10 protein-coding genes are annotated in these 13,628 nt (G+C 45.0%); all 10 read left to right on the top strand.

Annotation, left to right across the window (positions count from 1 at the left end; all coding sequences use genetic code 11):
* Positions 1–15 precede the first annotated feature (15 nt).
* Positions 16–744 carry a UMP kinase gene (gene pyrH / locus MHB46_RS04410; RefSeq protein ID WP_013309918.1) on the top strand — a complete coding sequence of 243 codons (729 nt, stop codon included), beginning with the start codon at positions 16–18 and terminating at the stop codon, positions 742–744.
* A complete protein-coding gene (frr, locus tag MHB46_RS04405) occupies positions 744–1,298 on the top strand; it encodes a ribosome recycling factor (RefSeq protein WP_029517013.1) in 555 nt (184 codons plus the stop codon). The genes pyrH and frr overlap by 1 nt, the downstream gene beginning before the upstream one ends.
* An 84-nt stretch (positions 1,299–1,382) precedes the next feature.
* Positions 1,383–2,150, top strand: a complete 768-nt coding sequence (locus MHB46_RS04400) for an isoprenyl transferase (RefSeq protein WP_023988210.1) — start codon at positions 1,383–1,385, stop codon at positions 2,148–2,150.
* A gap of 17 nt (positions 2,151–2,167) precedes the next feature.
* Positions 2,168–2,959 (top strand): phosphatidate cytidylyltransferase, encoded by a 792-nt coding sequence (locus MHB46_RS04395; protein ID WP_029517015.1) that lies wholly within the window; start codon positions 2,168–2,170, stop codon positions 2,957–2,959.
* A 145-nt stretch (positions 2,960–3,104) separates the two neighbouring features.
* Positions 3,105–4,244 carry a 1-deoxy-D-xylulose-5-phosphate reductoisomerase gene (locus MHB46_RS04390; protein WP_165175634.1) on the top strand — a complete coding sequence of 380 codons (1,140 nt, stop codon included), beginning with the start codon at positions 3,105–3,107 and terminating at the stop codon, positions 4,242–4,244.
* Between the two features lie 106 nt (positions 4,245–4,350).
* The gene (gene rseP / locus MHB46_RS04385; RefSeq protein ID WP_341161704.1) at positions 4,351–5,622 is read left to right on the top strand and encodes an RIP metalloprotease RseP; all 1,272 of its coding nucleotides are present in this window, start codon (positions 4,351–4,353) and stop codon (positions 5,620–5,622) included.
* A gap of 51 nt (positions 5,623–5,673) precedes the next feature.
* A complete protein-coding gene (gene proS / locus MHB46_RS04380; RefSeq protein ID WP_069291738.1) occupies positions 5,674–7,122 on the top strand; it encodes a proline--tRNA ligase in 1,449 nt (482 codons plus the stop codon).
* Positions 7,123–7,324: 202 nt separating this feature from the next.
* The gene (locus MHB46_RS04375) at positions 7,325–11,641 is read left to right on the top strand and encodes a PolC-type DNA polymerase III (RefSeq protein ID WP_341161703.1); all 4,317 of its coding nucleotides are present in this window, start codon (positions 7,325–7,327) and stop codon (positions 11,639–11,641) included.
* A gap of 312 nt (positions 11,642–11,953) precedes the next feature.
* On the top strand, positions 11,954–12,415 hold the full coding sequence (gene rimP / locus MHB46_RS04370; RefSeq protein ID WP_061829440.1) for a ribosome maturation factor RimP: 462 nt from the start codon (positions 11,954–11,956) through the stop codon (positions 12,413–12,415).
* A 101-nt stretch (positions 12,416–12,516) separates the two neighbouring features.
* Entirely contained in the window at positions 12,517–13,614 is a 1,098-nt protein-coding gene (gene nusA / locus MHB46_RS04365) for a transcription termination factor NusA (protein WP_013309927.1), read from the top strand.
* The last annotated feature ends 14 nt before the right edge of the window (positions 13,615–13,628 follow it).

The raw sequence follows: 13,628 nt of genomic DNA, 5'->3' as shown, positions 1-13,628 counted from the left end.
TTGGAGGGTGATCATTTGGAAAAACCTGTGTTTAAGCGTGTTGTCCTGAAAGTTAGTGGTGAATCGCTGTCAGGTCCTAACGGTTACGGTATTGATGCGGATACAATTGCGTCCATTGCCGAACAAGTCAAAGACGTGGTGGAACTGGGAGTAGAAGTTGCTATCGTGTGTGGTGGCGGTAACATCTGGCGTGGTATTGCTGGAAGTGCCAACGGAATTGACCGGGCCACGGCAGATTACATGGGTATGCTGGCAACAGTGATGAACTCACTGGCCTTACAGGATGCTTTGGAGCAGATTGAAGTACCTACTCGCGTACAAACATCCATTGCGATGCAACAGATTGCTGAACCTTATATCCGCCGTAGAGCTATCCGTCATTTGGAAAAAGGTCGGGTTGTTATTTTTGCAGCAGGTACAGGTAATCCGTTCTTCTCGACTGATACTACTGCTGCACTACGTGCTGCTGAAATTGAAGCGGAAGTAATTCTGATGGCTAAAAATAAAGTGGATGGCGTATATTCTGCTGATCCGTTTAAAGATAGCACAGCCGAGAAATATGAGCAGCTTACGTATTTGGATGTGCTCAACAAAAATCTCGGTGTCATGGATTCTACCGCTTCCTCGTTGTGCATGGATAACAATATTCCGTTGATTGTCTTTGCTATTACAGAGCAAGGTAACATTAAACGTGTCGTGCTGGGTGAGAAAATTGGTACGATCGTCAAAGGGAGTGTAAATTAATGCCACAATCTGTGAAAAAGAGTGCTGAGGAACGCATGCAAAAAGCAATCCAAGCATTGCAACGTGATCTTGCATCTTTGCGTGCAGGACGGGCGACACCAGCTTTACTGGACCGTGTACAGGTAGAGTATTATGGTGCAATGACTCCAGTCAACCAGCTGGCGAATATCAATACACCTGACAGCCGGACCTTGATGATTCAGCCTTGGGACAAATCTTCCTTGGCCGATATCGAGCGCGCTATACAAAAATCCGATTTAGGTTTGACACCTTCGAATGATGGTAACACCATTCGTCTGAGCATTCCTGCTTTGACGGAGGAACGCAGAACTGACTTGGTGAAGTTGACGAAGAAGAACGGTGAAGAAGCGAAGATCGCTATTCGTAACATTCGTCGTGATGCCAATGATGACATCAAAAAATTGGAGAAAAGTGATATTTCCGAGGACGAATCTCGTAAACATCAGGAAGATATCCAGAAAACAACTGATAAGTTTATCGCTGAAGTGGATAAAGTTTTAGCTGCAAAAGAAAAAGAAATTATGGAAGTTTAAAAGATTGGCAGCCCCTCCCTTACGGTGGGGTTTGTCTCTTTTCAAGCCTGAGGCACATTTTCAGAGAATGCTGGAGGAACTGGAATGATCAAACGGGTTCGGTCTTGGTGGAACGGGGAACAAAAACAGCAAACACCGGCCATTTCAAAAGACAATATTCCGCAGCATGTTGCTGTCATCATGGATGGGAACGGCAGATGGGCCAAACGGATTGGAATGCCGCGGATTGTAGGGCACCAAAATGGAATGAAGGCAGTGAAACGCACAGCAATTGCAGCGGATGAACTGGGTATTAAGTATTTGACTTTGTTTGCATTTTCAACTGAAAATTGGACGCGTCCAAAGGACGAAGTTGATTTTCTAATGCGCTTACCGCAGGAATTTCTGGCTATTGAGCTGGATGAGCTGATTGAAAAAAATGTGCAAGTGCGTATGATGGGCAATAAGGAACATTTACCTTCCCATACCGTTGAGGCGCTGACTGAAGCGACTCGACGAACTGAAAATAATACCGGACTTGTTCTTAATTTTGCATTAAATTATGGAAGTCGGTTGGAAATCACAGAATGCATGCAAACATTGGGCCGTCAAATTGCGGATGGGAAGCTTAAAACAGAAGATATAACATCTGAGCTGATCGGTAATACGTTGCTTTCTAGTGGTATGCCAGACCCTGATTTACTGATTCGAACAAGCGGTGAGCTTAGACTTAGTAATTTTATGCTCTGGCAGCTTGCCTACAGTGAGTTGTGGTTTACTGATATTTATTGGCCTGAGTTTAAGAAAGAACACTTATACGAAGCAGTGATCGAATATCAGCAAAGAACACGGCGGTATGGCGGACTGAAGTAAATGGAGGATGAAAGCCGTTGAGACAGAGATTAATTACCGGTATTCTGGCAGGCATATTCTTTTTGGCGATGGTCCTGTGGGGCGGCTTGGCCTACCATTTGCTTATATTGGCGATGGCCCTAATCGGATTTTATGAGTTCGCACGAATGACGCAGGTATCTCCTTTTGGAGGTACAGCAATACTTGGATACGTAAGCATATTAGCTTTTGTATTCCCGTATGAACCTTTTGGTTTGCACTCACCCTTACCCTTTGCCAGTATGCTTTGGCTGGTAATGATAGCTTTTATGATTATCACGGTAGGAACCAAAAATAAAATCCCGATTCAAACGGTAGCTATATTATTTCTTGGTACCGTTTATATAGGGTTTGGATTTTCGTATATTGCGGAATCACGTCATATGGAACATGGACTGTTATGGACATTTTTATTATTGGCTTGTATTTGGGCAAGTGATGCAGGGGCATATTTTGTAGGCAAAATGGCAGGAAAGACGAAATTATGGCCTGCGATCAGTCCGAACAAAACGGTCGAAGGATCCATTGGCGGCATTGTTTTAGCGTTGGTTATAGCTCTTGTATTCGCTGGATTATCGGGTGGACTGCTGCCATGGGGCAAAGCCATCGGCATCGGTTTGTCTTGTGCAGTTGTGGGACAACTGGGCGATTTGGTACAATCTGCATACAAACGAGTGTACGGCATTAAAGATTCTGGTAATCTGCTGCCAGGGCACGGTGGTATACTAGACCGCTGCGACAGCTGGATTGTCGTTTTTCCATTTGTACATATGCTGATGCTGCTTCCATGAGTCTGTTGATTACAGTTTATGCTCAGGCTAATCTCTATGCTGCTCACTCTGCGCTACTAGAAGGTTGGAACCAGTAGCATAACTGCCTGAATAACAATCAATGAGCTCCTGGATAAAAGTGATTTTCAGGATAGGAAGGTGCATCATGAAAAGAATTACGGTACTTGGTTCAACCGGATCTATTGGAACTCAAACGCTGGATGTAGTGTCCATGCACCCGGATCAGTTTACTGTTGAGGCTTTAGCAGGTGGTTCTAATATAAAGTTACTTGCTGAGCAGGCGCATCTTTATAAACCCAAAAAAGTGTCTGTGGGTACTCGGCAGTTGGCGGATGAAATTCGTCCTTTACTGCCTTCTGGAATGGAACTGCATTGGGGAAATGAAGGACTCGTTGAGCTTGCTGCGAACACAGAGGCGGATATGGTTGTGACGGCTGTAATGGGCAGTGTCGGATTGCACTCCACGCTGGCCGCAATTGAGGCTGGAAAACAGATCGGTTTGGCCAATAAGGAAACACTGGTTACTGCTGGTCATCTGGTCACAGCGCGGGCTCGGGCGAAAGGAGTGCCGTTGCTGCCGATTGACAGTGAGCATTCAGCTATTTTCCAATGCTTGAATGGTGAGCGTATGAAAGATGTGGCACATATTACTCTCACAGCATCAGGGGGTTCTTTTCGAGATTTGACAAGAGAACAGTTGCGTGAAGTTACAGTGGAAGATGCACTCAAGCATCCCAATTGGTCAATGGGGGCTAAAATTACAATTGATTCAGCAACGATGGTAAACAAGGGGCTGGAAGTCATTGAGGCGCATTGGCTATTTGGACTTGATTATGAGCAGATTCATGTGTTGCTTCATCCGGAAAGCATTATTCATTCCTATGTTGAGTTTCAGGATACAAGCATTGTTGCTCAACTTGGGAATCCGGACATGAGAGTACCCATTCAATATGCATTGACTTATCCTGAGCGTATGAAGTCCCCGGCGAAGCCGTTGTCACTGGCTGAAGTGGGCAGACTCCATTTTAAGGAAATGGATTATAATCGTTTTCCTTGTTTAAGGCTTGCCTTCGAATGTGGTAAAATGGGTGGTACAGCACCGACCGCATTTAATGCAGCTAATGAGATTGCTGTTGCCCGTTTCCTGCGTGGAGAAATTTCTTTTCTGCATATTGAAGCTATTATTGAACGTGTGCTGGAGCGGCATGTCAATGTGGCTAATCCTGATCTGTCTGCGATTGAAGCATGTGACGGAGAGACTCGTAGCATAGCTGCGGAATTGTAGGCCAATGTTGGGTTAGAAACGAAATGTGATTCTCTTGTGCGGGATCGGAGAATAATGATAATCTAGGAAGACAAACTCGATCTCATTGAAAGGGGAACGGAAACGATTGGAAACGATTCAAATAGTGTTGATGACGGTGCTCATGTTTTTCGTCATAGTGACGGTGCATGAATGGGGGCATTATTATTTTGCCAAGCGCGCCGGGATTCTGGTACGGGAGTTTGCGATCGGTTTCGGTCCGAAACTGTTTTCTTATAAAAGAAACGAGACGCGATTTACGTTGCGTTTATTGCCGTTCGGTGGCTTTGCCCGCATGGCGGGAGAGGATCCGGAGGTCAATGAAATTGAGACCGGACAAACGATTGCTGTACGCGTAACGGATGACGTCGTGAAAACCATCTATCTGGATCAACTGGATAATCGCAAGAATGTGGTGCGTGGCGAAGTGTTGGATATTGATCTGGAACAGTCGTTAACTTTAAAATTGGATGTAGATGGCGAAGATCAGCAATACACTGTATACCCGCAAGCGATGATGGTAACCAAAGGTCAATCCATTCAGATTGCACCCAAGGATCGGCAGTATGGGAGTAAAACAGTAGGACAGCGTGCGATGGCTATTTTTGCTGGACCACTGATGAATTTTATTCTTGCCTTTATTTTGTTTGGTCTGCATATTCAGATGGTCGGCATACAAGTGGACAACCCGACTTATGTCCAAATTAGTGAAATTACAGCAGGTATGCCTGCTGCTGAAGCTGATTTGCATAAGGGAGATATCATCGAATCGGTGAATGGAATAGCCATTGGTGCGAATGTTGAAAACATGATCAAACTGATTGCGGATTCTCAAGACAAGCCGATGAAGTGGACGGTTCGCCGTGATAATAAGACCTTTGATCTTACTATTACACCTCGTGCAATGGAAGGACAAAAGGGTGGCAAGGTGGGCATTGTGCCTGAACTTCCAAAACGCCAAGCAGGTGTGGGTGAAACGTTCAAATTTGCCGGACAATCGATGGTCAGAACGACCGATATTATTTTCCAAGGATTTAGCCAGCTCATTCAACGATTTTCTATCAATGACTTGGGAGGCCCAGTACGTACTTTTGAAGTGACGGGGCAAATTGCCAAGCAGGGGATTGAGCAGTTGACGTATTGGACTGCTATAATGAGTCTTTATCTGGGGATATTTAATTTATTGCCCATTCCGGCGCTGGATGGAAGCAGACTTGTTTTCCTGGGTGTAGAGGCGGTAAGAGGACGTCCTGTTGATCCGAGCAGGGAAGGAATGGTCCATTTCGTTGGTTTTGCTATGCTATTCCTGCTTATGATTGCGGTCACGTATAACGATATTTTACGCTTAATTAATGGTTAATTAGAGACGGACTTATATAAAAACGGTCTGTATGGGAGGACATGCATTTCTATGTCGAACGATAAACAGTTTGTCGAGGAAATTACGCCGCAGAGCGAAGATTTTTCCCGATGGTATATTGATGTTATTAAAAAAGCAGAACTGATGGATTATTCCCCTGTTCGCGGATGTATTGTATTCCGCCCCGATGGTTTTGAAATCTGGGAGCATATCAAGGAAGCCATGGACGTGCGCTTCAGAGAAACAGGGCACCGTAATGCCTATTTTCCAATGTTCATTCCAGAAAGCTTTTTTCAAAAGGAAAAAGAGCATGTTGAAGGGTTTAATCCTGAACTGCCTTGGGTAACCGAAGCTGGTGGGGAAAAGCTGGAAGAGCGTCTTGCAATTCGTCCGACTTCGGAAACCATGATTGGTCATATGTACTCCAAATGGATTCAATCCTATCGTGATCTGCCTGTGCTTATTAACCAATGGGCTAATGTAGTGCGTTGGGAAAAACGCACGCTGCCTTTCTTGCGCACAAGTGAATTTTTGTGGCAAGAAGGTCACACCGCCCATGAAACAGAAGAAGAAGCACGCGAAGAAACGATGAAAATGCTGGAAGTATACCGTGAGGTTATTGAGGAAGTTCTGGCTATTCCGGTTATTACTGGACAGAAAACACCTTCTGAAAAGTTTGCAGGTGCGAAGGATACATTTTCACTGGAAGCGATGATGAAGGATGGACGGGCGGTACAAGCTGGGACCTCCCACTATATGGGAACTAATTTTGCCGTTGCATTTGACATTAAATATTTGAGTCGTGAAAACAACTTGGAATTCGCGCATACGACTTCATGGGGAACAAGTACACGTTTGATCGGTGCACTGATTATGGTACATGGAGATGACCGTGGTCTGGCATTGCCTCCTAAAGTTGCGCCTACGCAGGTTATTATGGTTCCAATTGGACCACCTAAGAAGCGTGATGCCGTTATCGCTCGTGCAGATGAACTATTTGCTGAGTTGAAACAAGCGGGAGTGCGTGTTAAAATGGACGACCGCAGCGATGTAAGTCCAGGCTGGAAATTTAATGAATATGAAATGCGCGGTGTGCCGGTTCGTCTGGAAATCGGACCTCGTGATATGGAAAACGGTGTCTGTGTGCTCGTGTCCCGCATCAGCGGTGAGAAAAAAATCGTGCAGCAGGATAATCTGGTTGAGGAAGTACACGCGATGCTCGCACAGGTACAGCAGGAGATGTTTGATCGTGCGAAAAATTTCATGGAAGAAAACTTCTATTCCGTCGATACGCTGGATGAAATGAAGACTCTCATGGAAGAAAAACGCGGCTTTACTTTGGCAGGCTGGTGCGGAGCTGAAGAATGTGAAGACAAAGTTAAAGAAGTAACAGGTGCTACAAGCCGTAACATACCGTTTAAAACAACCGAGCAAAAGTCCACATGTTTGTGTTGTGGCAAACCGGCCAAGCATACAGTAGTGTTTGCACGGGCGTACTAATATAGATGTAGGGCAATATCACTATACTCACTTCATTCTTTTTGCTGACATGGTAGCTATTACGGGACAATGTTCCGAAGGATCTATGTCGTTGTGAGAAGGATTGAAGAGGGCTACGAAAAGCTTTTGCGGTCGGAGATGTTTTTGACGCAGAAGCTTTTCATGTTTTCAGAATGGTAGATTTAAAATTGGGGGGAGAGTCATGGGCGGAGCTGAAGAAAAGAGAAAGCGGCTGGAACTGCTGATGAAGCAAGTTGGGATGCCGGCTGGAGTGGTTGAACCTTATTTTTTGGACGGTTGGATTGATCAAGTGGAGATTAGCCGTACCAATAAGGATTGGAATATCACCATTGCCAAGGAGACACTGGTCCCCGCTCAGGTGTATCGTACGTTCTGTATTCAAGTACAGGAAAAAATGAGTCACATCGCAAAAATTACGTTCCGTTTTCAGTATAGTGAGCAGATTCAGCCTGGTGATATCATCAGTGAATACTGGAAACTTTTTCTAGAGTGGGTGCATCGTGAGATCCCATCTGTTAACGGTTGGATGAATCGGGCTGTGCATGAGTGGGAAGACGGTCTATTATTGCTGACGATGAGCGATAGTATGTCATTGGAACTGGCGCGTAAAAAACAGATAGATCAAGCTATCATCAAATTTTACGATAAATATTTCGGCCTCTCTATGCGCATTAAAGTCCAAGTGGGTGAAAGTAACCAGGAGGCATTACAGCAATTCCAAGAAAAGAAGATGCAGGAAGAACGCGAAGTTATTCAGCAGATGATGGAAAGTATGGAATCCGAAATGCCGCCTTTGGATGAAGAAGAAGGAGACGTACGGCTTCAATTTGGTTATGACATCAAAGAACCGGCTGTTCCGATGCAAGATATTCAGGACGAAGAGAAAAAAGTCACCTTACAAGGAACAATCTTCGGTTTGGATAGTAAAGAATTGCGCAATGGCAGTACGTTGTTTACGTATTATTTGACCGACTTTAGTGATTCCCTGCAAATGAAAATGTTTGCTAAAACTAAAGAAGATCTGAAGATCCTCAGTTTGTTGGCTAACGGGAAATGGGTCAAAGTGCGAGGGCGAGTTGAATATGATCGTTTTATGCAAATTCCCGAGCTGGTTATGATTCCTTCCGATCTAGTTGAAGTACAGGCTCCACCCACACGTAAGGATAATGCAGAGGAAAAACGGGTTGAGTTCCATCTCCACACAAAGATGAGCGCAATGGATGCTGTCGCCTCTATTGACCAATACGTCAAAACAGCCGCCAAATGGGGGCACAAGGCGATTGCGGTCACTGATCATGGCGGTGTGCAATGCTATCCCGATGCAGCAAAAGCAGCAAAGAAAAACGGAATTAAAATGATCTACGGTATTGAGGCCAACGTGGTTAATGATGCCGTTGAGGTTGTAATGCAGGCACAACCATTAAATTTGAAAACAGCGACTTATGTCGTTTTTGATATTGAAACCACCGGTTTATCGGTTACGCAGAATAAAATCATTGAGATTGCGGCTGTAAAAATGCATGATGGCAAAGAAGTTGATCGTTATGCTACCTTTGTCAATCCACATGAGCGTATACCATACAATATCCAGCAACTGACCAACATTAACGATGAAATGGTCAAGGACGCGCCGGATGTAGAACCTGTTATGAAGGAGTTTGTAGCTTTTGCTGGCGATGCTGTATTGGTTGCCCATAATGCGCGATTTGATGTCGGGTTTATCCAGGCCACCCTTCGAAATATGGGGTTGCCTGAAATGACCAATCCGGTACTGGATACGCTAGAATTGGCTCGTTTACTGTTTCCAACAATGAAAAACCACCGTCTGAATACGCTGACGGCCAAATATAAAGTTGCGCTCGAAAGCCATCACCGAGCCATTGACGATACAGTCGCACTGACTGAAGTGCTAAATGGCTTGCTGAATGATGCGGAACAAATTAAGGGTTTAAAAATGCTCGATCGTCTGAATGATTATGTGGGTAAGGATTTATCGACCGTTCGTCCTTTTCACTGCTGTATTTATGCCCTCAATCCGATTGGTAAAAAAAATCTGTACAAGTTGGTTTCGATGTCTCATACCGAATATTTCAAGCGTGTGCCTTGTATTCCTAAATCCAAATTGTCAGAAATGAGAGATGGATTGCTTATTATTTCTGGTTGCGAAAAAGGAGAGTTCTTTGAGGCTGTGTTGAACAAGTCCGAGGAAGAGGCCGAGGAAATTGCACAGTTTTATGATGTGTTGGAGATTCAACCTTTGACGATGTATATGCATTTAGTAGAAAAACAACTGGTAAGCGGGCCTGATGCTCTGAAAACGGCAATACGCAAAGTATGCGAAATTGGACGGCGACTTGATAAGCCCGTAATTGCCACAGGCAATGTTCACTACTTGGAAACTCGCGATAAGTTGTACCGTGATATTACGATACACGGCATTACGGGATTTAGCCCGCTAAAAGATATTCGTAAGCCAGATGCGCATTTACGCACCACAGACGAAATGTTGGCAGAATTCGAGTTTTTGGGCGAGGAGAAAGCCTATGAAGTCGTTGTGAAGAATACCAGTGAGTTGGCGGATCGATTTGAGGAGCTGGAGCTGTTCCCTGACAAGCTGTTCACACCTTTGCTGGATGGGGCGGACGAGGAAATCCGCAACACTTGCTACGAGACAGCTAAATCCATCTATGGTGCGGAATTGCCCGAAGTGGTTGTAGCCCGTCTTGAAAAAGAACTAGAGCCGATTATTAAATACGGTTTCTCTGCCAACTATCTCATTTCCGAGCGTTTGGTTAAAAAGTCTAATAAGGATGGATATCTGGTAGGTTCACGGGGTTCTGTTGGATCTTCTGTGGTCGCTACCTTTCTCGGTATTTCCGAGGTTAATCCACTGCCTGCACATTATATTTGCGGTAATCCTGAATGCAGACATAGCGAGTGGATTTTGGACGGTAGTGTGCCGAGCGGATTTGACTTGCCGGACAAAAACTGTCCGAAATGCGGTGGTAAACTGAAGGGTGAGGGACAGGATATTCCGTTTGAAACGTTTCTTGGATTTAAGGGAGATAAAGTTCCCGATATTGACTTGAACTTCTCTGGCGAATATCAGCCTGTCGCACATAACTATACGAAAGTACTGTTTGGTGAGAAAAGTGTATTCCGTGCTGGAACCATCGGTACAGTTGCCGAGAAAACAGCCTTTGGCTTTGCAAAGAAATATGAAGAGGCGCATCATAAAAAATGGCGTGGGGCTGAGCTGAACAGGCTGGCTTCGGGCTGTACAGGGGTCAAACGCAGTACCGGGCAACATCCAGGCGGAATTGTCGTTGTTCCCGATTATATTGAGGTCGAGGATATTACGCCGGTACAGTACCCCGCCGATGATACAAGCTCGGAATGGAAAACAACGCATTTTGATTATCACGCTTTTGATGCGAATTTACTCAAACTTGATATTCTGGGTCATGATGATCCGACCATGATGAGGATGCTTCAGGATTTGACTGGTGTCGATCCTACGACCATTCCAATGAATGATCCAAAGGTGATGAGCATGTTCAACTCCACGGAGGCGCTCGGTGTAACACCCCAGCAAATCCGCACACCTGTAGCTACCTATGGTGTACCAGAGATGGGGACAAAGTTTGTACGCCAAATGCTAGTAGAGTCGCAGCCCAGTTCTTTTGCTGATTTACTGCAAATATCCGGACTGTCTCACGGCACGGGCGTATGGTTGGGGAACGCACAGGAACTGATTAAGAATAATACCTGTAACATCAAGACTGTAATTGGTTGCCGTGATGACATCATGCTATTTTTGATTTACAAGGCAGGGATGGACGCAGGTCTGGCCTTTAAAATTACGGAGAGCGTACGTAAAGGTAAGGGGCTTAGTGCTGAATGGATTGAGGAAATGAAAAAATGCAAGGTGCCACAGTGGTACATTGATTCCTGTCTGAAAATCCAGTACATGTTTCCGAAGGCGCATGCTGCGGCCTACGTTATTTCAGCAGTGCGTACAGCGTACTTTAAGCTGTATCATCCGATTGAATATTATGCGACTTACTTTTCAGTACGTGCAGCCGATTTTGATATTGAGCTGTGCTGTCAGGGATATGATGCAATAGCACGGAAGATTGTCGAAATCGAGCAACTCGGCTTTCAGGCACCGCCCAAAGAAAAAGGGATGCTTCCGATCCTGGAAATGGCTCTGGAAATGACAGCTCGCGGGTTTAGTTTTAAATCCATTGATTTGTACCGTTCTGAAGCTACACGCTTCAAGGTGGATGGAGATTCACTCATTCCGCCATTCGGAGCTCTTCAGGGAATTGGAGACAATGCAGCACGTAACATCGCAGCCTCCCGTGAACATGGTGAATTTTTGTCTGTCGAGGATTTTCAACAAAAATCGAAAGCTAGTAAAACCATTGTCGAAATGCTGTCCCAGATGGGTTGCTTTCGAGGTCTGCCAGAGAGTAATCAGCTGTCTCTGTTTTAATCCGAACCACAGTAGTCAAGCTCTGGCACTTGTCACATAACTATGGTTATGTTATAATTTTTTTGGTAATCATGGAGATAAAACCGTTGCTAAAAGAGTGGGGAAACCCACTCTTTACTGTTTGATATACAGTTACAACGTGAAAAGGTTATTTTCGGGCACGAAACCGGTACGCCGGTTTATTTGCAGTGAGCCCGAAATGAACATTACATCAAATGAAAATGAAAAAGCCGGTGATGGAGAAGCATTGTCCATGGTAATAGGGCGTCTTTTTTTCACCACAGGAAAGTTCACTTTTGGAGGTTATAATCTTTGAGCACACCAAAGATCAAATCAGTAGTAGAAGAAATGGCCCAACCTTTCCTCGATGAGCATGGTTTTGAACTGGTCGATGTCGAGTATGTCAAAGAGGGCAGCAATTGGTTTCTTCGCGTTTTTGTGGACAAAGACGGAGGAATTGATCTGGACGACTGCAGTATGATCAGTGAATATCTGGGTCAAAAGTTGGATGAAAATGACCCTGTTTCTACAGCATATTTTCTGGAAGTGTCTTCACCAGGCGCCGAAAGACCGCTGAAAAAAGCGGAGGACGTTACTAAAGCGGTAGGCAAAAACGTATTCGTTACTACATACGAGCCGATCAACGGCCTGAAGGAATTCGAAGGTCGTTTGCTTTCTTTTGAAGACGGGGAACTCACCGTTCAAAGCGGACAAAAGAAGCATGCCATACCTTATGACAAGGTAGCTGGTGCAAGGCTCGCGATCATATTTTAATTCAGATTTGACTGTTGCTGTTTGACATGTACTACATGTTTTTTTGCCTCGTGTGCCGACCAGTACGCAGGTGCATCATTTGAAAGGGGGAGCAGTAATCCATGAGTATGGATTTTATTGAAGCAATGAACGAGTTGGAAAGAGAAAAGGGGATCAGCAAGGATGTGCTGTTTGAGGCCATTGAAGCAGCCTTGATTTCCAGTTACAAACGGAATTTCAACACCGCACAAAACGTGCGTGTTGATATGAACCGCAACTCGGGAGTCATTAAGGTATATGCCCGCAAGTTGATCGTTGAGGAGGTATTGGATCCTCGCACCGAGATTTCGTTGCCTGCGGCCCGTGAGATTAACCCGCATTTTCAGTTGGAGGATATCGCTGAAATCGAAGTCACACCACGTGATTTTGGACGGATTGCTGCACAAACTGCGAAGCAAGTCGTGACCCAGCGTATCCGCGAAGCGGAACGGGGACTGATCTACAACAAGTTTGTGGACAAGGAAGAAGATATTGTAACAGGAACTGTACAGCGCCAAGACCCGCGTAACATTTATATTGATCTTGGTAAGGTGGAAGCGGTTCTCCCGTTAGGTGAATTGATGCCTAATGAGAAATTTAGCCATCTGGATCGAATCAAGGCTTATATTACCAAAGTAGAAAACACAACCAAAGGACCGCAAATTATGCTGTCCCGATCACATCCGGGTCTGCTTAAGCGTTTGTTCGAACTCGAAGTGCCTGAAATTTTTGATGGTGTTGTAGAGATTCGTTCCGTAGCGCGTGAAGCAGGCTTCCGTTCTAAAATCGCGGTTCATTCCCGTAACGCCGAGGTTGACCCGGTTGGCTCTTGTGTGGGTCCTAGAGGAACACGTGTACAGACTATTGTAAATGAGCTGCGTGGCGAAAAAATCGACATTGTACGTTATTCCGATAATGTTGATGAATACGTGGCTAATGCGCTGAGTCCATCCAAGGTGCTCGAAGTGCAAGTATTTGAAGAAGAGAAAATGGCGCGTGTTATTGTGCCTGATTATCAGCTTTCTCTTGCTATTGGTATCAAAGGGCAAAATGCTCGCCTTGCTGCTAAGCTTACGGGCTGGAAAATTGATATTAAGAGTGAAACACAGGCGGAGGAAGAACTCGGCAGACCGAGAACATCCACCGATGAAATGCATCAGGATTCCGTTTCTGTAGATTAAGCGGAGTGTAGGGG

Origin of the sequence: Paenibacillus sp. FSL H7-0703 (genome assembly GCF_038003485.1) — a bacterium.
GTDB lineage: Bacteria > Bacillota > Bacilli > Paenibacillales > Paenibacillaceae > Paenibacillus > Paenibacillus polymyxa_B.
This window is presented reverse-complemented; position numbering and strand designations above follow the sequence as displayed.